Origin of the sequence: Paraperibacillus marinus (genome assembly GCF_046237605.1) — a bacterium.
GTDB classification, from domain to species: domain Bacteria; phylum Bacillota; class Bacilli; order Bacillales; family DSM-1321; genus Paraperibacillus; species Paraperibacillus marinus.
Map to the genome: position 1 here is coordinate 3478859 of NZ_CP143542.1, position 23519 is coordinate 3502377.

Genomic DNA, 23519 nt, shown 5'->3' on the forward strand with positions numbered 1-23519 from the left:
AGCCCTTCGCCTAAGATTACTATCAATAGGTCGCTACATGTAACAGACCCTTTAGGTAAATCATGATTTTTCACTTATTCACAAAAAAAGCTGCATACGCAGCTTCGAGTTGTCCAGAAAAGGATGTTTTCTCGGCAATTTTTTATGTTGTCAGCTTACAATTACAAATCCTTTTTTCAGATTTTAGAGTAACTCAAAGAAAAAGATGTTTTTGGGGTTTTCTGGGGTAACCGTTATTATAAGGGGCTATATCTGTAATAACAGGACTTTCTGCCGCCTGAGCTTGCTCCAAATCACCCCTGTGTAATTGTTCCAATTTATTCCATTTTTTCATCATTACTACTCAACGGTTACCGATTTTGCTAAGTTCCGGGGTTTATCGACATCGCATCCACGATGTAAAGCTGCATAATATGATAAAAGTTGTAATGGTAAAATACTAATCAATGGGGTTAATTCACTATGAACGGAAGCAATTACATATCTGTCCCCTTCTTCCTCCAAGCCTTCCATTGATATAATACAAGGGTTGGCACCGCGAGCTGCGACCTCTTTCACATTTGCACGGATACTTAGTTTTACTGTTTCTTGCGTTACTATTGCAACTACAGGAGTTCCATCTTCAATAAGGGCAATCGTTCCATGTTTTAATTCTCCACCAGCAAAACCTTCTGCTTGAATATAAGAAATCTCTTTTAATTTGAGTGCGGCTTCCAAACAAACGTGATAATCATTTGCACGACCAATGAAGAAAGTGTTTCTTGTATCAGCTAAGAATTCTTTTGCCATATTTTCAAAAGTACCTTTATCTTCAGTCAATGTCTCCATGGCATTAGCGATAACTGCTAACTCTTTTAATAAATTCAATTCTAATTGAAGTCCTTTAAAGGTTGCAGTCGCAACCGACAAAATAGCTAATACTGCAATTTGAGCTGTATAGGCTTTTGTTGAAGCAACTGCAATTTCAGGTCCAGCATATAACAATAAATTGTGGTCTGCTCCACGAAACAATGTTGAACCTGGTACATTTGTGATTGTTAAAGCTTTGTAACCAAGCTTTTTCACTTTAACTAAAGCAGCGAGACTATCAGCTGTTTCTCCACTTTGAGAGATAAAAATGAATAATGGTCTTTCTGATAATAAAGGTGTATTGTAAACAAACTCCGAAGCAATATGGACCTCTGTTGGAATCCTGGCAAATTTTTCAAGATATTGTTTTCCCACAAGACCTGCGTGGCAACTGGACCCACATGCGATAATATAAATTCGGTCTGCTTCTTTCATCGTCCCTAAAGTGGAAGAATCAATCGTTATATTATTATTTTCTCCTCTGTACTTTTGGATGATATTCCGGATAACAAATGGCTGTTCATCAATCTCTTTTAGCATGTAATGAGGATAAGTGCCTTTTTCGATATCGCTGGCATCTAACTCTACAATATAGGACTCTCTCTCAACAATATTCCCGGCAAGGTCTTTAATAGTAACCAAATCCCTTTTTACAATTACCATTTCCTTGTCCATTAATTCAACAAATTGATTTGTAACCTCCAGCATCGCCATAGCGTCAGAAGTAATAACATTAAATTCTTCGCCAAGTCCAACTAACAATGGGCTTTTATTTTTTGCAACATATACAGTATCCTTATCCTCGTTATCGATTAAACCGATAGCGTAAGATCCTTTAAGCAGTTTTAAAGTTATTTGGAAGGCGTTTTCCGTTGACATTCCTTCTTTGGCGAAACTTTCAATCAATTGAACAATTACTTCTGTATCAGTATCACTTACAAACGTAACATCTGACAAAAAAATTTTCTTCAATTGTTCATAGTTTTCAATTACACCATTATGAACGATAGTGAAGCGTGATGAAGTGCTTGAGTGAGGGTGTGCATTTCGCTTACTTGGAGCACCATGTGTTGCCCAACGAGTGTGACCAATGCCAGAATTAGCTATTACCTTTTCATCCACAATACTTCGAAGACTTTTAATTCTTCCTTTTTCCTTAAAAACGGTAATACCCGACTCGTTAATAACAGCAATTCCGGCTGAGTCATATCCTCTGTATTCAAGCTTTTCCAAGCCTTTTAATAAGTACTCCTTAGAATCTCGATTTCCAATATAACCAACAATTCCGCACATGTTTTTCCCTCCCTGGCAATGGGGGCAAGAAAGCAAGGGGCGATACTCGCCCTTCCTGAACTCTGGTTTTTGTTTTTGTACGCATTATCCTCTCTTGTGCATCAAGTTGCCTAATGTTATCAGGACTTTTAGATGTGCGTTATTTCAACTGGAAGGTATATGACGAACCTTTCGACCTCTACCCCTCATCAACTATCCCCTTGTACTTTATCAATTATATGTAAAGTGGTAGAATTTTGATTGGACAAGTAGCGGGGGAAATTAGCATCATTTTAATTAAGAAAAAGGAGTCCTTTACGGAGGGGACTGCAAAAACAAAGTGGACCCGATGTAAAGGACAATCCGAAAAAAAGACAATACTAGAAAGGTAACAAAAAATTCATTTTTCAGATTAAATTAGAAAAAAATGACCATTACATTTTTACACATTTTTTTTAACCCAAATAATGTGGAAAAGTTTTAAGATTAGTAAATAATTAATTTAATTGGTATAAATGAGATGGGGAAATAATGCAGAAAAATGAAAAAACAATTTATTATGATTCTATATCTCTTCGAATACCTGGCTGGTAAAAGGGGCATACTTTCATTATGTTTCCTATATTCACACTAGGATTAATTGCCATTTGTTCATATGCATAGGATAAGGCGTTTTGATCTAAAGTCCAAGTTTTCTCTTTTGACAGATTAGAGTAAATATAATCTTCTACCAATGAAATAAAGCTGCGTGAATGATGATTATTTTTAAGGAATACGTTACCTGCCATAATCCTTCTCCATGGACAAATGGATACAACTCCTCTTGAAAAAGCTAATCCAACATCATAGTTTTTTATTGATTTTAAAAAAGGGCCAGGGTCAGAATTAGTGAAAAGATCCGCATCCATAATATATAAATCACTATTAAAATAATCCATAAAATACCTTGCAGTTAAAAATCTCGCGCAGGCGAAATAGGTTTTCATTTCAGGAACTCCTTTTGGAATATCCTCCATAGAAAAAGTAGGATGAATGATTGGACTTTCTGATTGTCGAAAACTCTTCATTGTATTAAATAATGAAATAGTCTCAGAAACACATTTCTCTACCTCATTTTTGTTTCCAATCACATGAAAATGAAAATGGTATTTTTTGAGAACCATTGCCATAAACATTAAATTTATTCCATATAACCTTAGAAATCTTTGATCCACCGAAATTAACAACACGGTATTATTTCTTTTCTTATTATCAAAAAGAATTTCTATTTTACCATTCATTTTTTTTACTGGAAGTATATCGGAATAGGTGTATAACCCTTGATCAAAATTTAGGAATGGTATATAATTTTCTGAAAAAAGAAGCGCTTTTTGGAAGCATTTTATTGCCTTCTCCCTTTGACCAAGGAAACTATATAATTTTCCGGACAAAACACTGGCCATTTGTAATGTACTTGAATGCTTTTCCAACTTTTTTATAAAGGTTTCTAAATAACTATAATTTTCCTCATTATTAATGAGATACTGATAATCATAGAATTTAGTATTATGACCCCGTTTTGTCATCTCTTGCTTGATTTCCAAATAATTCTCCAAATAAAAAACAATATTGCCCAACAAGTTGGGTTCATAATGAATTCGGGTTTTTAAAGCTTGAATAAATCTTTTCGCATTTTTATGAGAAGAGTTGGACTTAGACCATAATGATCTCATGAATAATGTAATTGTTCTTCGGAATCGGCTTAAGAGAGGAGGAGATGGTTGGTCAACCAGCATTTTGATCCACTTGTTCAGTGTATTGTCATCTACATTTGATTTTTCAAGGAGAAAATCTTCTAATTGAAAATCTTCTATTTTAGGACCATTTATTTTAAAAACATTTAATTTAAAGTCTTCCAATAAAGAGATATAATTCGTTACATCCTCCCAACAACCATTTTTATATAATTGAAATTTATATTTATAATTCCGACTATTTTCAATTACTTCCTGGTCTTCTAATGTATAAATTTCCTCTTTTTTTATCTCAATCTTCAAATAAAAAACCTGTTTGGAACTATCATAGATTACTAACCTTGTTTTCTCATTAATCCCGAATTTTTTCGGGTTAAAAGTTAGTGACATATTCTCATCCCTTCAATAAAAAGTGAACTCTCCAATAATCTTCATTTAAGGAAGCAGCTTCATGATTTGTTGCAGCTTGCTTCCCCCTTTATCAAATCCAATGAAATCGTTCCTTGAGTAAATGCTAAACTTCTTCCGAAAAGATACACCTATAATATGCTTTATTAACCATGTCTTTAAATATATTTAGGTTAGAAAAAGACACCAGGAAGTGAAGGCTTCCACTTTTTGATTCCCCACTTTTTTACTTCTGTTCGTTTTCCCCATCGTGAGTGTGGATATCCGCCGCTGGTACCAAAAACAATTATTCTCCACAGTCTGAAGGTATTTCGTTGTGTGGTCAAAGTGATAAAGATTACCTCCACAATTGGATTGGAGGCAAGACCATCTCCATAAAGAATAGAGGGCCTTTGCCATTTGTTTATGGACCTTCTTTTCAAAAATGATTGCAGCAGACAGTCCGAGATATCCCAATCCTACAACACACATTCTCACTATTTTCCTCATAGACAAATTATATTTAAAAAACAATTCATTGAGATTCAATATTTATACGAATACGAGGCTGGTAAAAAGGACGATTTCCTAAATTTCCTATATTCACACTTGGATTAGTTGCCATTTGTTCATATGCATACGATAACGCGTTTTGATCTAAAGTCCAAGTTTTCTCTTTTGGCAGATTAGTGTATATATAGTCTTCCACGAATGAAATGAAGCTGCGTGAATAATGATTATTTTTAAGGAATACGTTACCTGCACCAATTCTTCTCCAAGGACAAAGGGTACAAATTCCTCCGGCAAAAGCTAACCCAACATCATATTGTTTTATTGATTTTAAAAAAGGGCCAGGGTCAGAATTAGTGAAAAGATCCGCATCCATAATATATAAATCACTATTAAAATAATCCATAAAATACCTTGCAGTTAAAAATCTCGCGCAGGCGAAATAGGTTTTCATTTCAGGAACTCCTTTTGGAATATCCTCCATAGAAAAAGTAGGATGAATGATTGGACTTTCTGATTGTCGAAAACTCTTCATTGTATTAAATAATGAAATAGTCTCAGAAACACATTTCTCTACCTCATTTTTGTTTCCAATCACATGAAAATGAAAGTGGTATTTTTTGAGAACCATTGCCATAAACATTAAATTTATTCCATATAACCTTAGAAATCTTTGATCCACCGAAATTAACAACACGGTATTATTTCTTTTCTTATTATCAAAAAGAATTTCTATTTTACCATTCATTTTTTTTACTGGAAGTAAATCGGAATAGGTGTATAACCCCTGATCAAAATTTAGGAATGGTATATAGTTTTCTGAAAAAAGAAGCGCTTTTTGGAAGCATTTTATTGCCTTCTCCCTTTGACCAAGGAAACTATATAATTTTCCGGACAAAACATTGGCCATTTGTAATGTACTTGAATGCTTTTCCAATTTTTCTATAAAGGTTTCCAGATAACTATAATTCTCCTTATTTTTAATGAAATGTTGATACGTTTTAGCATAATGACCTCGTTTTGTCATCTCTTGCTTGATTTCTAAATAATTCTCTAAATAAAAGACAATATTGCCCAACAAGCTTGCTTCATAATGAATTTGGGACTTTAAAGCTTGAATAAGTCTTTTAGCATTTTTATGAGAAGACAAGCGCTCAGACCATAATGATCTCATGAATAATGTAATTGCTGTGCGAAATTGAAGTAAAAGATGAGAAGATTTATGGTCAACAAGCATTTTGATCCACTTGTTCAGCGTATCGTCATCTACCTTTAACTTATCAAGGAGAAATTCTTCTATATTAAATTCCTCTCCTAAAGAGAAATATTTCGTTTCATCCTCCCAACGGCCATTTTTAAATAATTGAAATTTATATTTAAAATTCCAACTATTTTCAATCACTGTTTGGTCTTCTAATGTATAAATTTCCCCTTTTTTAATTTCAATCACCGAATGAATTCCCTTTGAACTATCATAGATGATTAACCTTGTTTTCTCATTAATCCCGAATTTGTTCGGGTTAAAAGTTAGTGACATATTCTCATCCCTTCGATACAATTTGAATTTTCCTCTAATATGATTTAAGAAAAGCAGCTTCATGATTTGTTACTGCTTGTAATGAATTGGATTATTACAAGCTTAGATGGAATTATACATGTTGTCCTAAAAGAGGTTTCTATATGGTTACATGTGTTTTATAATCTTCCGTATAAGCAACAATTGAACATTTACGTAAGAAATCAGTGTCCTTTATTTTCCACGTATGCTCCTCCATATTTGAACTTCTCATACAAACATAGTTGTATTTATCAGTAGAATATATTTTATAGTTCTTGGAAATGCAGTCTTTGATGAAAATGGTGTCGGAGCCTCTCGGTACATCCTCGGGGAAACGAACATTATTAAAAACGCTCTTTTTGACAATCATAGCGGATCCGGAGATTAAATTAACAAACTGATTCTCGCGATTTGGGAATCGAAGGGCTAGCAATTTCATCCCTTCCAGGTATGAGTAATAGGTTCCCTTTCCAACGATATCAGCATCTGTATACTCAAATGCATGCATGAGATCTGTGAGAAAGTGTGGAGCATAGTAATTGTCATCATCAAATTTGGAAACAAAGGGGTAACGCGCATGATCCAAAGCAAAGTTAAAACACTTTCCCAAGTTTTCATGTTCTGATATTTGAAAAACCGAAACATTTTTATATTTTTTCGCCTTTTTCAGCCATTTCTTTAAACTCATATCATCTTTATTCAAAATAATAATAAGTTCTTTATTTGGCCATACTTGATTCTCATAATTTTGAAAGACCAAATCCATTGAATGGATTCTATTAGTACAAGTAATGATTGATACACCAGGCAACGGTTCCTCACTTATCCCACTTAATTCTATTTTCTGCAAAATTTCATTAAATCTATGTCTATAAAGATGTTTTGCAAATACGGAACGTATTCCTAATAATGCCAAACGCTCTCTATACTTCTCATGACGGAGAAGCATATGGAGTTGTTGTTTCACCTCTTCTTCTGTTTCACAAATTGATACAATACCGCTAAACAGTTCAGCTGTTCCCTTTGATGGGGTGCTTACTACATTGGTTCCGCTTGCGAGTAATTCATACACCCTTCTGGAAAACATAGTAGGACTTTCAGTAATGGAGTTTACATTAAGAAAGACCTTATATAATTTATAAGCGTTAACCATATCCAGGTAATCAAGTCCTCCTACAATATTATGAATATATTTATCAGGGTACTTCATGGATGCTATTGATTGTCCAAAATTCCGATCAAAAATATGAAGTCCCAGCTCCTTTGATGCTTCAAACATCATTTCCATTTGCGCACGACGTTCCGGGTATTTTTTGACATACCATGTACCCGCGAAGGCGATATTTTTTTTATTAAACAATGTTGAGTGAACTGGATTGTGGATTATTGGCTGTGCCGCAAACGGCAGTACAAATACTTTCTCAGTGCTTCCGGCTTTCTTATACTTTTCTACACAATCTGCGTCCGTTGTAAAAATATAATCAAATAGTTTGGCTGTTTCGATAAAATGGACAAAGTTTGATGGATCCTCTTTATTCCAAAAAACAGTTTTTATGTTGTTTTTTCTGCAGTAGTCGATTACTAGTCGGATGGGAGATTCCGGTTTTAATTCCAGATTCATTAACTGGTGTCGCCAACAATCATTTTCCCCTCTCCAGGCCGACTCCACAAACAGAAAATGGGGTTTAAATTGTTGAATCTGATTCTTCCAGGTAGATGGGAGTAATTGCTTAAGGGTACACTCATATTTAAAACATTCATAACTGAAAGTATCTAAAATACAAGCAACCCGAATGTCTGGCCTTTTACATTTCGAAAACTGATATTGAGGGAAATTTTTAATCTCATTCAATACTTCTGTCATGTTAATAGATTCGATTGGTTCATTGCTCATCTTTAACACTTCCTTCTTTAAAAATAGCATTTGATGGTGTTTCATTCGAAATTAGAGATATGCTGTACATCGACAAATGTATTATTAATACGGAGCTTTTTCTCCTTTTTTCCAGTCTGCAATTCTATGTTTATATCGTTTTTTAAAGACAAGCTAATTACATCCGAATCCCATGAAAATGTTTCAATACCTTCCATGTTGGATTGGTCAGGGTGCAAATTTATGTGAGTTGCAAACTTTGTGTTTGATCCAATGGCCTTATATACTACCTGATTGTTTGGATTCACTTTCGCGTATGCCACTGAATTCCACCCAGCCATTGGCTCCTTACTGCCAAAAAAAACGTTGTGCTGCCTATCCAATAATGATTGAATGCTTATTACGGTTTTACCGTTAAGCGATCCAAGATAAATACCCTTTCCCTCATGACTGCAATTTAAGGCAGATGATAGATTAAATATTTGTTCAAAGGAATGGTCTTTATTTCCTTGAAGATTATCAAAAATAAAGACTTGATTCATTTTATTTAAAAAGACGATACTTCTTTGATGAATTACACCGGGATATAGAAAATGGACACCGCATACAAACGAAACTTCTTCAGAGATAAAATAATCGGTGATGCCTGATTTCTCAATGTTTCCTCTGGATATATCTGTATTTGAACCGTCAACAACAACTGAATTGTGCGCTCTTGAGGAAACTACGTATTGCCGCTCTTTTGATGAATAATTATAATTGTACTTTCCCGCATCAATTAACAGTGGAATTCCATGAGCGAATAAGGTAAAAGATAAGTCGTCATGATGTTTGTGGACTCTCGAGTGAAAACTTGCCAAAAAGACAAGCTGTACCGTCCTGCTTGTGTACTTCCAGGTATTCCTGAAAGCTGCATATCCGCCATCCGGAAAAATTTTATTCAAGTGTTCAGGAGGTACACCCTCCTTCCCTTTGGAAGCGACAAATTTTATACTATCCAGCACCTCCATGGAAGAATTACTCAATTTATTTATATTTATCAACTGTGGCTGGCTGTCGCCGATATTCGGAATTCGGCCATCTGGTTGGCATATATAGGCTAAAAATTCTATATGCTTTTCTACAATCTGTTCCAATTCCCTGTAAAATTCATTCCTTGTGTTTTTAAGGAACTCCATAAATTTCTTGATACGATTTAAAAATAAATATCCATAACCCGGAGAGTGCTCACGGTAACTTCCATCTTCTGCAAACAGATGTTTCAGCTGCTTCCTCATTCGTTGAATGGCAAGTGAACTCCATTCCTTTGCGTTTGGTAATCCGTTAAAAATTTGAGATGCAATAAATAAAGCTATGTCTTGATCGAAACCATGATTATGTTTCTCCATATAAAATTTGGGATCGGCTAATTTACGGCAATGTATCTCTGCGAGCAAACAAAAATCACTAAAAGTTTCTGTTCTATATTGGTTGATACGCAGAGTTTCAAATAGATTAGATATTTCAATCAATCTGAGTGCTGTGGAATGGTCATTCCATGCCATCTCTGACAAAGAATTTGGGTAATTATTCTCTTTCCAATTCATTAAAATAGCGATTGCTTTATCTAAAAATCTGGTGTCTTTACTAAAATTGAAACCTGTAACTAATTGCTCCACAACAATTAAGCAATGTAACCAAAACCGCCAGCTTCGATCTTTTAGCGGGTCCAATCGCCATATATTTTCCTTATCTAATTCCAATGTTAGGGTTGGGTATCTACCTTGCAAGTAAAATTGATTTTTGAGTAAGTTCTCACAAATTGTTACTAACTGAGATTGGCTGTTCTCAAGTATTGTAAATAGGGGAATATTATTTCTAGAGTTAATCTTTCGGAGGGATTCTTTATAATTCATAGTATTCAGGCTCCAATTCGTTAGAAATTATAATAAAAATACCTAGTTATCATATAGTTTTCTGACAATGTTTTATTTCGAGATATGCTGCACATCGACTAATTCATTATTTATCATGAGTTTTTTTTCTTTTTTTTCAATTTGTAATTCTATATTTATATTGTTTTTCAAGGAAAAGCTAATAACATCCTTATCCGTATCCCATGAAAATGATTCAATACCTTGAGTATCTAATTGGTCGGGTTGTAAATTGATATGAGTTGCAAACTTTGTGTTGAATCCTTTGGCCTTATATACCACTTGATAGTTTGGACTCACTTTACTGTAAGACAATGAATTCCACCCCGCCATTGGCTCCTTACTTCCAAAAAAAGTGTGGTGCTTATTATTTAATAAAGATTGAATGCTTATTAATTTTTTTCCGTTACGCATCCCACTATACATCCCATTTCCCTCATAACTACATTTTAAGAAGGAAGACAGATTAAATATTTGTTCAAATGTATGTTCCTTTTTTCCACGAAGATTATCAAAGATAAAAACTTGATTCATTTTGCTCAAAAAGACGATACATCTTTCATGGATCACACCGGGATATAAAAAATGCACACCGCATACAAACGAAACTTCTTCAGAGATAAAATAATCGGTGATGCCTGATTTCTCAATGTTTCCTCTGGATATATCTGTATTTGAACCGTCAACGATAACTGAATTGTGCGCTCTTGAGGAAACTACGTATTGCCGCTCTTTTGAGGAATAATTATAATTGTACTTTCCCGCATCAATTAACAGTGGAATTCCATGGGCGAATAAGGTAAAAGATAAGTCGTCATGATGCTTGTGGATTCTTGAGTGAAAACTTGCCAAAAAGACCAGTTGCACCGTCCTGCTAGTGAACTTCCAGTTATTCCTGAAAACCGCATATCCGCCATCCGGGAAAATTTTGTTCAATTGTTTTTTGGGTGCACCATCCTTCCCTTTGGAACCTGCATATTTTATACTATCTGGCATTTTCATGGATGAATTAGCGACGAGTTTTTCTAGATTTATTAACTGTGGCTGGCTGTCCCCTATATTTGGTATCCGACCATCTGGTTGACATATATGGGATAAAAACACAATGTGTTTTTCCACGATTCTTTCCAAGTCACTATTTAGTTGATTTTCTGTATGTTTAAGAAATTCCATAAATTTAAAAATACGACTTAATAACTGAACTCCATAACTCGGGGAATGTTCACGATAACTTCCATCTTCTGCAAACAAATGTTTCAGTTGCTTTCTTATTCGGTGAATGGCAAGTGAACTCCATTCATTTGCTTCCGGCAATCCGTTAAAAATTTGAGATGCAACATATAAAGCGATGTCTTGATCAAAACCATGATTATGATTCTGCCTATAAAATTTGGAATCTGCCAATTTACTGCAATGAATGTCAGCAAGAAAACAAAAATCACTAAAAGTTTCTACTCTATATTGATGGATGCGCAATGTTTCAAACAAGTTTGCTATTTGTATTAATCTGAGTGCCGTAGAGTGGTCATTCCATGCCATTTCGGATGAAGAACTCGGGTAATTATTGTCTTTCCAATTCATTAAAATAGCGATTGCTTTATCTAAAACTTTGGTGTCTTTACTAACATTAAAGCCCTTTACCAAATACTCCATCATAATTAAGCAATGCAATTGGAATCGCCAGCTTCGATCTTTTAAAGGGTCTAATTGCCAAATATTATCTTGTTTTTTCATATCCAGATTTATGGCCGGGAAATTCCTTTTTAAGTGAAAATTATTATTTATTAAATCCTCACAAATTTTCATTAAATCTGTCGAGGGATATTTATCTAAGAGTTCAAACAATGGCCTGTCTTTTCTATTCTTAATCTTAGAGAGGGCTTCCTCATAACTCATTCCCAATCATATTTCCCCCTTATTTTCTCCCACCATTTATTGAGAACAGTTTGGAGTTGATCTAGAAACGGTTCAGTTTCCTTTGGATCAAACTTGTTATTTAGGGGAGGATCAATCTGTTTAAGGAACTGTTCAGCTTTCTTTGGATTAAACTTGCACTGCACCTTAATTTCAAGTTTATAATCGATTGTAATCCTTACGTTTCCCCATATGAGATAAGGAGGTAACTGACTAACAATTGGGCAATAGAGAGCGACAATATTCTTAATTCTTTCGGAATCAGGGAGTGATACATGCTCAAGCGCAGGTTCTATAAGACATTCATGAATTGGATAGGATTTATTGCCATACCTTTGTTTAAGAATGAGGAAATTATTATAGCCCTCGTGACTAACATATTTTTTTACAATATCCGGATTTACTGTGGCCATAGCATGACAAAACGTTTGAAAATGTCCTAATATACAAGATACCCAAGGGTAATTTCCGTTTTCACGGGACACTGGTTTTAATCCGGTTGTCTCCTTAATTATTCGTTGAATGTATTTACCGGTAAATAGACGTTCCATGTCGAACCCTTTTGGAGGATGCCCGACGGCCATGCTGAAAAGAGCAAATTCCAGACACTTTGGGCAATTGTAGCACCACTTGGTTTGGGGGTTAGTGGTTTCACACATTAGAAGATGGTCAAGCATATCCGGGTATCTTTTAGCTAGTATTAGAAAGCTGGCAAAATCCGAGAGATAATAGTTGAAATTTTTGATTTGCAGGTTCGTATGGAAGAATGCATTGTATTTTTTGGCTGTATAATTGTCATATTCCGGCCTTGAGCGAAGGAAATGGAAACTAGGCTTTATTTCTTCACGATTGACAAATCTACCAGTCCAATATTGGATAAATTCATTGCTGTGTGTAAGAAGATTGACATTTTGTTTGAGAAGAACAGGTAAAATGGATCCAGTATATATTGCCGAATGGACCCTATAAGAACAGGCTTTAGTTAGGGATGATCGAAAATCAGTAATAATCGTTTGAGTTTTAATATTGAATTTATTCCTCAGTGGTTCCAAAATGAATTTGTCCCGTCTCATTTGTGTATCAGGGATTTTCCTTTCATTACTAGGATGAACATAAGAGATCAACAACAGATTATCAGCTCCATACAATTCCGAAAGTAAAGAAAATGCATAGGCTGAGTCTTTTCCACCGCCATACAAGATTCCAACTTTCGGCTCAGACTCAACAACGGGCAAGTATTCAGATTTCTGTTGATCTTTCATAGGGTAGACATACACTCTTCCCGCATTATGGAAATTGATCCACTGTTCCACAATAGGAGTGGGTACAGCTTCAGGAAAAAGGATAAGTACATCTTCTTTACCATTAAAAACCGGTACCATTAATGCTAAAAACATGTTCCAAAATACTTCAGTCGGCAAGTCGTCGAGCAGCATTTCAGGATATTTAAAATAAAAACCATTTTTATTAATGACTGGCATTTGTCCGCTCAATTGATATTGAAATTGCACAGTGTCTTCTTTAACGATGGGATATTCCACCCGTATCGTAATCACTTAATAATCACCTCATAAAAAAAAATAGTTTTTTTCTATTAGTTCTCGCGTATAAGAGGATTTCCGATTTGAACATATTGGAATCCATTTGTCTCTATTTTGCTTTTATCAAATATATTTGTAGTATCAAAAACAATTTTTGTCCTTGCCAAACCATTTAACATTTCGAAATCCAAGCCTATAAATTCCTTATGTCCTGTAAGAATGACCAGACAGTCCGAATCCCGCACGGCTTCTTCGAGTGTGTCCATTTTTCCCTCAATATGTTGCTTTACTAGAGGATCATATAATTTAAGCTGGTATCCTTTCTTGTGTAATGCATGCATGATTTCCAATGATGGGCTTTCTCGCAAATCATCGGTATTTTCTTTGAATGCCAAACCAAGCAGGGTTATGACAGGCTGCTTGAGATCCTGTACCGTATTTTCAATCATTTCGACTATACGACGCGGGGTATGGTCATTGATTTGTCGTGCCGTTCCAATGAGTTTAGCTTCCTCAGGTGCTTGTTCAACAATAAACCATGGGTCAACGGCGATACAGTGTCCTCCTACCCCAGGACCGGGCCGGAGAATATTCACTCTAGGATGGGAATTGGCCAGCCGGATTGCTTCCCAGACATTGAATCCTATTTTTTCCGCAATACGCGCCAGTTCATTTGCGTAGGCTATATTCACATCGCGGTACGTGTTCTCTACTAATTTCACCATTTCCGCCGTGGTCGCATCCGTTACATGAATGGTACCCTTTACAAATCGTTTGTATAAATTTGCTGTCAGCTCACTCGACTTCTGATTAATTCCTCCAATAATGCGGTCATTCCACACTAATTCCTTGAGCAAATTACCTGGAATGATTCTTTCGGGTGAGTGGGAGACAAGTATCTCTTCCCCGATTTTGAAAGAGGTTTGTTGAAGAATCGGGACCAAAACTTCTTGCACTGTTTTTGGCGGGACCGTTGATTCTAAAACAACTAGATTTCCTTCCTTAAGATAAGGAAGAATCATTTTCGAGGCATGTCTCACGTAGTCTAAATTCGCCCTTTTTTCCTCTGTAATTGGTGTTGGAACGGCAAGGATAAAAGCATCCGCTGGTTCCGGTTGGGTAGAAAAACTTAGATTTCCATCTTTGATTGCTTTAATAAGTAACTCTTTTAATCCAGGCTCCTCAATGTGAAGTTCTTGTTTATTCAAGGTATCAACAACTTGTTGATTAATATCTACTCCATGCACTTTTATGCCGTGTGTTGCAAACATGACAGCTGTTGGCAGCCCAATATACCCCAGTCCCATTACACATAATTTCATAACTTTCACCCTTTTTGTAATTTCTTATTAAGCTTCATGTATTTGTTATGTTATGAAATGGCTCTATTTAGGGTATGGACAATTATACATTTACCAAGAAAAAAGTTAAAAAGGGCCTGTTTGTGATACCACGTGCAACTAGCATTAGCATAACGAACAACAGGTTGTAACAGGCAAAAAACGCGTCTAATAAGTTTAGATCATGCTTTTTGGTTATAAAAAAAACGCCTTCCTACTATGTAGGAAGACGTTCAAAATAATAATTATACTGTTATAAAAAATGATACCGGTGGTCGGGGTCGAACCGACACTCCAGAAGGAACACGATTTTGAGTCGTGCGCGTCTGCCAATTCCGCCACACCGGCTTGATTGGAGGCGGCAACCGGATTCGAACCGGTGGTAAAGGTTTTGCAGACCTCTGCCTTACCACTTGGCTATGCCGCCAGATAAGTTTTTTAAAGCGGAAGACGGGGTTCGAACCCGCGACCCCAACCTTGGCAAGGTTGTATTCTACCACTGAACTACTTCCGCAAAAAATGGCTGGGCTAGCTGGATTCGAACCAACGCATGACGGAGTCAAAGTCCGTTGCCTTACCGCTTGGCTATAGCCCAATAAATCACTTATATATAAAATAAAATGGGGCGACTGATGGGAATCGAACCCACGAATGTCGGAACCACAATCCGATGCGTTAACCACTTCGCCACAATCGCCACAGCTGCTATTAAATTAAATTGGCAGGGGTAGTAGGAATCGAACCCACACTGGAGGTTTTGGAGACCTCTGTTCTACCTTTAAACTATACCCCTGTAATAATTAAGATAAATGGTGGAGGGGGACGGATTCGAACCGCCGAACCCGGAGGGAGCGGATTTACAGTCCGCCGCGTTTAGCCACTTCGCTACCCCTCCACTATTTAAATGCCGGCAAGAGGACTTGAACCCCCAACCTACTGATTACAAGTCAGTTGCTCTACCAATTGAGCTACACCGGCAAATGGTGGCTCAGGACGGAATCGAACCGCCGACACAAGGATTTTCAGTCCTTTGCTCTACCGACTGAGCTACTGAGCCAAATCAAGTTATTTATTTCCTTTAGTATAAGAAGGGAATAACCTTGTCACAACCCTTGGATAAGTTGTGTTATAAAGTTAAAAATGGCGGTCCCGACGGGAATCGAACCCGCGATCTCCTGCGTGACAGGCAGGCATGTTAACCGCTACACCACGGGACCAGAATTGCGGGGACAGGATTTGAACCTGCGACCTTCGGGTTATGAGCCCGACGAGCTACCAGACTGCTCCACCCCGCGACGATGTTAAAGTATTAAGATTGTTCATGCCCTAAGTTATAGGACTGTCCCGATTTCAGTAAGTCTATTCAAGCAGCGGCTCAATCGGTACAACTCGCAGCTTATTCATCGGAAGTTTTGCTCGTTGCTCCACCCCGCGACAATTATATGGTGGAGGATGACGGGATCGAACCGCCGACCCTCTGCTTGTAAGGCAGATGCTCTCCCAGCTGAGCTAATCCTCCAATATGAATGGTGACCCCTACGGGATTCGAACCCGTGTTACCGCCGTGAAAGGGCGGTGTCTTAACCGCTTGACCAAGGGGCCTTTGTAGATTATTTAAGAATATAATGGCGGAGAGCAAGGGATTCGAACCCTTGAGACAGCGGTAACCGTCTACACGATTTCCAATCGTGCTCCTTCGACCTCTCGGACAGCTCTCCATGGCTCCGCAGGTAGGACTCGAACCTACGACCGTTCGGTTAACAGCCGAATGCTCTACCACTGAGCTACTGCGGAAAAATAACCAGCCTGGCAGCGTCCTACTCTCACAGGGGGAGAGCCCCCAACTACCATCGGCGCTAAAGAGCTTAACTTCCGTGTTCGGGATGGGAACGGGTGTGACCTCTTTGCCATAACTACCAGACAAGTTTTTCTCAAGAGACATATGTTATTATAACATCTTTTGAGGGTTATTCAAGAAGAAATTTTCATTTCTCAAAAGAACTTTCGTTCCTTCAAAACTAGATAACAAAGGCTGATTTGCATTTACGTTTTATCGAGTATAAACAAGATAGGTTAAGTCCTCGATCGATTAGTATCTGTCAGCTCCACGTGTCGCCACGCTTCCACCTCAGACCTATCTACCTGATCATCTTTCAGGGATCTTACTAGCTTGACGCTATGGGAAATCTCATCTTGAGGGGGGCTTCATGCTTAGATGCTTTCAGCACTTATCCCGTCCGCACATAGCTACCCAGCGATGCCTTTGGCAAGACAACTGGTACACCAGCGGTGCGTCCATCCCGGTCCTCTCGTACTAAGGACAGCTCCTCTCAAATTTCCTGCGCCCACGACGGATAGGGACCGAACTGTCTCACGACGTTCTGAACCCAGCTCGCGTACCGCTTTAATGGGCGAACAGCCCAACCCTTGGGACCGACTACAGCCCCAGGATGCGATGAGCCGACATCGAGGTGCCAAACCTCCCCGTCGATGTGGACTCTTGGGGGAGATAAGCCTGTTATCCCCGGGGTAGCTTTTATCCGTTGAGCGATGGCCCTTCCATGCGGAACCACCGGATCACTAAGCCCGACTTTCGTCCCTGCTCGACTTGTAGGTCTCGCAGTCAAGCTCCCTTGTGCCTTTACACTCTGCGAATGATTTCCAACCATTCTGAGGGAACCTTTGGGCGCCTCCGTTACTCTTTAGGAGGCGACCGCCCCAGTCAAACTGCCCGCCTGACACTGTCTCCCGCCCCGATAAGGGGCGCGGGTTAGAATTTCAATACAGCCAGGGTAGTATCCCACCGATGCCTCCACCGAAGCTGGCGCTCCGGCTTCAAAGGCTCCTACCTATCCTGTACAAGCTGTACCAAAATTCAATATCAGGCTGCAGTAAAGCTCCACGGGGTCTTTCCGTCCTGTCGCGGGTAACCTGCATCTTCACAGGTAGTATAATTTCACCGAGTCTCTCGTTGAGACAGTGCCCAGATCGTTACGCCTTTCGTGCGGGTCGGAACTTACCCGACAAGGAATTTCGCTACCTTAGGACCGTTATAGTTACGGCCGCCGTTTACTGGGGCTTCGGTTCAAAGCTTCGCTTACGCTAACCTCTCCCCTTAACCTTCCAGCACCGGGCAGGCGTCAGCCCCTATACTTCGCCTTGCGGCTTCGCAGAGACCTGTGTTTTTGCTAAACAGTCGCCTGGGCCTATTCACTGCGGCTCATCCGGGCTATTCACCCAGATGAGCACCCCTTCTCCCGAAGTTACGGGGTCATTTTGCCGAGTTCCTTAACGAGAGTTCTCTCGCACACCTTAGGATTCTCTCCTCGCCTACCTGTGTCGGTTTGCGGTACGGGCACCCTTCATCTCGCTAGAGGCTTTTCTTGGCAGTGTGGAATCAGGAACTTCGGTACTAAATTTCCCTCGCCATCACAGCTCAGCTTATGTGAAAACGGGATTTGCCTCGTTTTCAGCCTAACTGCTTGGACGCGCTAATCCAACAGCGCGCTTACCCTATCCTACTGCGTCCCCCCATCGCTCAAACGATGAATAGGTGGTACAGGAATATCAACCTGTTGTCCATCGCCTACGCCTTTCGGCCTCGGCTTAGGTCCCGACTAACCCTGAGCGGACGAGCCTTCCTCAGGAAACCTTAGGCATTCGGTGGAAGGGATTCTCACCCTTCTTTCGCTACTCATACCGGCATTCTCACTTCTAAGCGCTCCACCAGTCCTTCCGGTCTGGCTTCTCAGCCCTTAGAACGCTCTCCTACCGCGGACACCCTAGGTGTCCACCCACAGCTTCGGTGATACGTTTAGCCCCGGTACATTTTCGGCGCAGAGTCACTCGACCAGTGAGCTATTACGCACTCTTTAAATGGTGGCTGCTTCTAAGCCAACATCCTGGTTGTCTAAGCAACTCCACATCCTTTTCCACTTAACGTATACTTTGGGACCTTAGCTGGTGGTCTGGGCTGTTTCCCTTTTGACTACGGATCTTATCACTCGCAGTCTGACTCCCAAGGAAAAGTCATTGGCATTCGGAGTTTGACTGAATTCGGTAACCCGAGATGGGCCCCTAGTCCAATCAGTGCTCTACCTCCAAGACTCTTAACACTTGAGGCTAGCCCTAAAGCTATTTCGGAGAGAACCAGCTATCTCCAGGTTCGATTGGAATTTCTCCGCTACCCACACCTCATCCCCGCACTTTTCAACGTGCGTGGGTTCGGGCCTCCATTCAGTGTTACCTGAACTTCACCCTGGACATGGGTAGATCACCTGGTTTCGGGTCTACGACCTCATACTCATTCGCCCTATTCAGACTCGCTTTCGCTGCGGCTCCGTCTCATCAACTTAACCTTGCATGAAATCGTAACTCGCCGGTTCATTCTACAAAAGGCACGCCATCACCCGTTTCCCTAAAAGGGACATAGGGCTCTGACTACTTGTAGGCACACGGTTTCAGGATCTCTTTCACTCCCCTTCCGGGGTGCTTTTCACCTTTCCCTCACGGTACTGGTTCACTATCGGTCACTAGGTAGTATTTAGCCTTGGGAGATGGTCCTCCCTGCTTCCGACGGGATTTCACGTGTCCCGCCGTACTCAGGATCCACTCTGGAGGGAACGAAGTTTCGACTACAGGGTTGTTACCTTCTTCGACGGACCTTTCCATGTCTCTTCGTCTACCCCGTTCCTTTGTAACTCCGTATAGAGTGTCCTACAACCCCGAAAGGCAAGCCTTTCGGTTTGGGCTACATTCCGTTTCGCTCGCCGCTACTTGGGAAATCGCATTTGCTTTCTGTTCCTCCGGGTACTTAGATGTTTCAGTTCCCCGGGTCTGCCTCCATCACCCTATGAATTCAGGTGAAGGTACTGTTCCATTACGAACAGTGGGTTTCCCCATTCGGAAATCTCCGGATCAAAGCTTACTTACAGCTCCCCGAAGCATATCGGTGTTAGTCCCGTCCTTCATCGGCTCCTAGTGCCAAGGCATTCACCGTGCGCCCTTTCTAACTTAACCATAGATACGGCTGACGATAAGCTTCGTTCTTCTTCATCAGCTCACTCGTTCACATCCTCACGTACGTGAAGTACGCTCCAGTGTTCACTCGCTCGCTTCCTCGAATAACTCGCTTCTCCTCCGCCTCAGAGAGTGGGAGAAGTTTCGCTTCATCATCGAACCATAATTAAACAATAAAACTTAACTCGGTTTATTACTCGATGCGGTAAAATGACGCAAATCATTTTTGCCTTATATTGTTATCTAGTTTTCAAAGAACGATGAAAATAAATGATAAACGTCGCTCTTCTTCGTCAGCTTCACTCATTCACATCCTCATGTACGTGAAGTACACTCCGGTGTTCATTCGTTCGCTTCCTCGAATAGCTCGTTTCTGATTTATTTTCAGGTTTTGAAGGAATGCTCCCTCAAAACTGAACGAAACAAGATCGCTTTTTCCTTAGAAAGGAGGTGATCCAGCCGCACCTTCCGATACGGCTACCTTGTTACGACTTCACCCCAATCATCTGTCCCACCTTAGGCGGCTGGCTCCATAAAGGTTACCCCACCGACTTCGGGTGTTACAAACTCTCGTGGTGTGACGGGCGGTGTGTACAAGGCCCGGGAACGTATTCACCGCGGCATGCTGATCCGCGATTACTAGCGATTCCGGCTTCATGCAGGCGAGTTGCAGCCTGCAATCCGAACTGAGAATGGCTTTATGGGATTCGCTCGGCCTCGCGGCTTTGCTGCCCTTTGTACCATCCATTGTAGCACGTGTGTAGCCCAGGTCATAAGGGGCATGATGATTTGACGTCATCCCCACCTTCCTCCGGTTTGTCACCGGCAGTCACCTTAGAGTGCCCAACTTAATGCTGGCAACTAAGATCAAGGGTTGCGCTCGTTGCGGGACTTAACCCAACATCTCACGACACGAGCTGACGACAACCATGCACCACCTGTCACTCTGTCCCCCGAAGGGGAACGTCCTATCTCTAGGAGTGGCAGAGGATGTCAAGACCTGGTAAGGTTCTTCGCGTTGCTTCGAATTAAACCACATGCTCCACCGCTTGTGCGGGCCCCCGTCAATTCCTTTGAGTTTCAGCCTTGCGGCCGTACTCCCCAGGCGGAGTGCTTAATGCGTTAGCTGCAGCACTAAAGGGCGGAAACCCTCTAACACTTAGCACTCATCGTTTACGGCGTGGACTACCAGGGTATCTAATCCTGTTCGCTCCCCACGCTTTCGCGCCTCAGCGTCAGTTACAGACCAGAGAGTCGCCTTCGCCACTGGTGTTCCTCCACATCTCTACGCATTTCACCGCTACACGTGGAATTCCACTCTCCTCTTCTGCACTCAAGTCTCCCAGTTTCCAATGACCCTCCACGGTTGAGCCGTGGGCTTTCACATCAGACTTAAAAGACCGCCTGCGCGCGCTTTACGCCCAATAAATCCGGACAACGCTTGCCACCTACGTATTACCGCGGCTGCTGGCACGTAGTTAGCCGTGGCTTTCTGGCCAGGTACCGTCAAGGTGCCATCAGTTACTATGGCACTTGTTCTTCCCTGACAACAGAGTTTTACGATCCGAAAACCTTCTTCACTCACGCGGCGTTGCTCCGTCAGACTTTCGTCCATTGCGGAAGATTCCCTACTGCTGCCTCCCGTAGGAGTCTGGGCCGTGTCTCAGTCCCAGTGTGGCCGATCACCCTCTCAGGTCGGCTACGCATCGTGGCCTTGGTGAGCCGTTACCCCACCAACTAGCTAATGCGCCGCGGGCCCATCCTTGAGTGACAGCCGAAACCGTCTTTCCTCTTTCCCTCATGTGAGGGAAAGACCTATCCGGTATTAGCTCCGGTTTCCCGAAGTTATCCCGATCTCAAGGGCAGGTTGCCCACGTGTTACTCACCCGTCCGCCGCTGACTTCAGGGAGCAAGCTCCCATCCGTCCGCTCGACTTGCATGTATTAGGCACGCCGCCAGCGTTCGTCCTGAGCCAGGATCAAACTCTCCGAAAAGTGTTCGATATAGCTCATAAAGTTTAAAACTTGTTTTGTTTACTTCCTATTAAATAAGAAGTAACTGGCGTCTTGTTTCGTTCAGTTTTCAAAGAACATTTTGTCAAAAGCGACTTTATTATCATACCGCATCTCGTGGTAATTTGTCAACAACTTTTTCAGAATAACTTATCTGTTGTTGCTCGCGCTCATGATTTAGTTACTCACCGCTTTCTTGGCGGCGAAATCTAATATATCATGGTAAAAAAAACTTTGCAATGTTTTTTGAAAAAGTTTATTAAAAAAGTATTATAAGTTGTAGCTGCGCGATTTCATCCTGACATTTCTAACAGGTTGAATCATCATGAATATTGAGTGCTTTCTTTGAATAGCATGGTTATAACCCCAATAAATGAAGGAGCAATTAAATGGATCTAAAAGCCGCAGGTCTCTTTATATCATTCACCATGGCACTATTTCTTTTTAGCACAGCTTATGCCGAGGCGATAAAAATCAGCACAGCCGAAGGAAAGGTCGATGGGTTCACCTTGATGCTCTCTCTCCCATCCGCTTTTGTGTTTTCTATTTTCGCCTGTGTATTCCAGGAATAAAAAAACGGCAGCAGGCGGAAATGCCCTGACTGCCGTTTTTTATTAAAGCAGCTGGGCTGCCTGTTGTTTTTTAAGTTTGAGCCTGGCCTTGGTCTTTCTTTCATCCATGATAAACAAAACAATTCCTCCAAGTACAATTGCCCCTCCAAGTATCTGTGTCCAGATAACCTGTTCCTTAAGCAAGTAATATGCAAGCACTGATGCGCCGACCGGCTCAAACAGAATACCCATGGATATGGTGCTGGCACTGAGCCATTTTATTGACCAATTAAACAGTGTATGGCCGAGTATAGTCGGAATGATGGCCAGAAGGAGGAAGTAGAGCCAATCTGCCCTCCCATAAGGTGCCAGTGGTTCATTGACAGCCATTACATAAAATAAAAGTACGACGGAACTTACCAGGTATACAAGGAAGGTATAGGTGATAAGTGATATCCGCTTACGAACTGTCTGGCCGAAAAGCATGTAAACCGTTACCAGCAGGCAGGCAATGAGCGCAAGAATATCCCCCCAAAGTGCTTTCCCGCTGATTTGAAAGTCTCCCCAGCTGATCAGGACACTGCCGGCGATGGCCATAACCCCGCTGAGCACAGCGACAATGGAATATCGTTCTTTAAAAAAGATAAAGGTTCCTATGAATGCAAAGAGAGGCTGAAGTGTCACAAGCACTGTCGAACTGGCTACAGATGTGTAATTCAGCGATTCAAACCAAAGTATGAAATGAAAGGCAAGGAAGGTGCCGGAACATATAATAAACATACAGTCACGCTTTGATATCATTTTCAATTCTTCTCTCCCATTTATTAAAAAAAGAGGAAGAGTGAGGAGCGCTGAGAAAAGCAGCCGGTAAAAGGCTATTACCCCTGCTGGTGCCGTGGAAAATTTCACAAAGATAGCAGAAGTGGAAACTGAGATGACACCAATGACCATGACTAGATATGGGTTAACTTTTGGTTCTTTCATAAATACTCCTTTATACATTTAACTGCCGTACAGATTTCACGTAGGAAATGTTTAATGTTTTTT

Annotated in this window: 10 protein-coding genes, 15 tRNA genes and 3 rRNA genes; 1 reads left to right on the plus strand and 27 read right to left on the minus strand. The window is 40.4% G+C overall.

Annotation, left to right across the window (positions count from 1 at the left end):
* Window positions 1–339 precede the first annotated feature (339 nt).
* From glmS to V1498_RS17665, 26 genes are all read right to left on the minus strand, one after another.
* Window positions 340–2142 (minus strand): glutamine--fructose-6-phosphate transaminase (isomerizing), encoded by a 1803-nt coding sequence (gene glmS, locus V1498_RS17540; RefSeq protein ID WP_409295025.1) that lies wholly within the window; start codon window positions 2140–2142, stop codon window positions 340–342.
* A gap of 536 nt (window positions 2143–2678) precedes the next feature.
* Window positions 2679–4244, minus strand: a complete 1566-nt coding sequence (locus V1498_RS17545) for a hypothetical protein (RefSeq protein WP_409295027.1) — start codon at window positions 4242–4244, stop codon at window positions 2679–2681.
* 532 nt (window positions 4245–4776) lie between these two features.
* On the minus strand, window positions 4777–6201 hold the full coding sequence (locus tag V1498_RS17550) for a hypothetical protein (protein ID WP_409295029.1): 1425 nt from the start codon (window positions 6199–6201) through the stop codon (window positions 4777–4779).
* A gap of 226 nt (window positions 6202–6427) precedes the next feature.
* Window positions 6428–8203 (minus strand): glycosyltransferase family protein, encoded by a 1776-nt coding sequence (locus V1498_RS17555; RefSeq protein WP_409295031.1) that lies wholly within the window; start codon window positions 8201–8203, stop codon window positions 6428–6430.
* A gap of 41 nt (window positions 8204–8244) precedes the next feature.
* On the minus strand, window positions 8245–10077 hold the full coding sequence (locus V1498_RS17560) for an alginate lyase family protein (protein ID WP_409295033.1): 1833 nt from the start codon (window positions 10075–10077) through the stop codon (window positions 8245–8247).
* A gap of 72 nt (window positions 10078–10149) precedes the next feature.
* Window positions 10150–11991: an alginate lyase family protein gene (locus V1498_RS17565; RefSeq protein WP_409299340.1), complete on the minus strand. Its 1842-nt coding sequence runs from the start codon at window positions 11989–11991 to the stop codon at window positions 10150–10152.
* Window positions 11988–13565: a hypothetical protein gene (locus tag V1498_RS17570; RefSeq protein WP_409295035.1), complete on the minus strand. Its 1578-nt coding sequence runs from the start codon at window positions 13563–13565 to the stop codon at window positions 11988–11990. The genes V1498_RS17565 and V1498_RS17570 overlap by 4 nt, the downstream gene beginning before the upstream one ends.
* A gap of 38 nt (window positions 13566–13603) precedes the next feature.
* Window positions 13604–14872, minus strand: coding sequence for a nucleotide sugar dehydrogenase (locus tag V1498_RS17575; RefSeq protein ID WP_409295037.1), 1269 nt, complete (start codon window positions 14870–14872; stop codon window positions 13604–13606).
* Between the two features lie 284 nt (window positions 14873–15156).
* Window positions 15157–15238 (minus strand) — tRNA-Leu (locus V1498_RS17580).
* 5 nt (window positions 15239–15243) lie between these two features.
* Window positions 15244–15317: transfer RNA gene (locus V1498_RS17585), tRNA-Cys, on the minus strand.
* A 15-nt stretch (window positions 15318–15332) separates the two neighbouring features.
* Window positions 15333–15404, minus strand: a tRNA-Gly gene (locus tag V1498_RS17590).
* A 6-nt stretch (window positions 15405–15410) separates the two neighbouring features.
* Window positions 15411–15485 (minus strand) — tRNA-Gln (locus V1498_RS17595).
* 26 nt (window positions 15486–15511) lie between these two features.
* Window positions 15512–15587 (minus strand) — tRNA-His (locus V1498_RS17600).
* A 22-nt stretch (window positions 15588–15609) separates the two neighbouring features.
* Window positions 15610–15683 (minus strand) — tRNA-Trp (locus V1498_RS17605).
* A gap of 17 nt (window positions 15684–15700) precedes the next feature.
* Window positions 15701–15785 (minus strand) — tRNA-Tyr (locus tag V1498_RS17610).
* Window positions 15786–15795: 10 nt separating this feature from the next.
* Window positions 15796–15868: transfer RNA gene (locus tag V1498_RS17615), tRNA-Thr, on the minus strand.
* A 3-nt stretch (window positions 15869–15871) separates the two neighbouring features.
* Window positions 15872–15947 (minus strand) — tRNA-Phe (locus V1498_RS17620).
* A gap of 84 nt (window positions 15948–16031) precedes the next feature.
* Window positions 16032–16107, minus strand: a tRNA-Asp gene (locus V1498_RS17625).
* Between the two features lie 4 nt (window positions 16108–16111).
* Window positions 16112–16185: transfer RNA gene (locus V1498_RS17630), tRNA-Met, on the minus strand.
* A 148-nt stretch (window positions 16186–16333) separates the two neighbouring features.
* Window positions 16334–16409 (minus strand) — tRNA-Val (locus tag V1498_RS17635).
* Between the two features lie 8 nt (window positions 16410–16417).
* Window positions 16418–16492: transfer RNA gene (locus tag V1498_RS17640), tRNA-Glu, on the minus strand.
* Between the two features lie 24 nt (window positions 16493–16516).
* Window positions 16517–16608: transfer RNA gene (locus V1498_RS17645), tRNA-Ser, on the minus strand.
* 1 nt (window position 16609) lies between these two features.
* Window positions 16610–16684: transfer RNA gene (locus V1498_RS17650), tRNA-Asn, on the minus strand.
* A gap of 10 nt (window positions 16685–16694) precedes the next feature.
* A 5S ribosomal RNA gene (rrf, locus tag V1498_RS17655) occupies window positions 16695–16811 on the minus strand.
* 148 nt (window positions 16812–16959) lie between these two features.
* Window positions 16960–19909, minus strand: a 23S ribosomal RNA gene (locus V1498_RS17660).
* Window positions 19910–20352: 443 nt separating this feature from the next.
* A 16S ribosomal RNA gene (locus V1498_RS17665) occupies window positions 20353–21903 on the minus strand.
* The 16S, 23S and 5S rRNA genes sit together here with 15 tRNA genes alongside, the layout of an rRNA operon.
* Window positions 21904–22310: 407 nt before the next feature.
* Here V1498_RS17665 and V1498_RS17670 point away from each other — a divergent pair.
* The gene (locus V1498_RS17670) at window positions 22311–22493 is read left to right on the plus strand and encodes a hypothetical protein (protein WP_409295038.1); all 183 of its coding nucleotides are present in this window, start codon (window positions 22311–22313) and stop codon (window positions 22491–22493) included.
* A 42-nt stretch (window positions 22494–22535) separates the two neighbouring features.
* Here the strand turns inward: V1498_RS17670 and V1498_RS17675 are convergent, their stop codons facing one another.
* Window positions 22536–23456 (minus strand): DMT family transporter, encoded by a 921-nt coding sequence (locus tag V1498_RS17675; RefSeq protein ID WP_409295039.1) that lies wholly within the window; start codon window positions 23454–23456, stop codon window positions 22536–22538.
* Window positions 23457–23519: the final 63 nt, after the last annotated feature.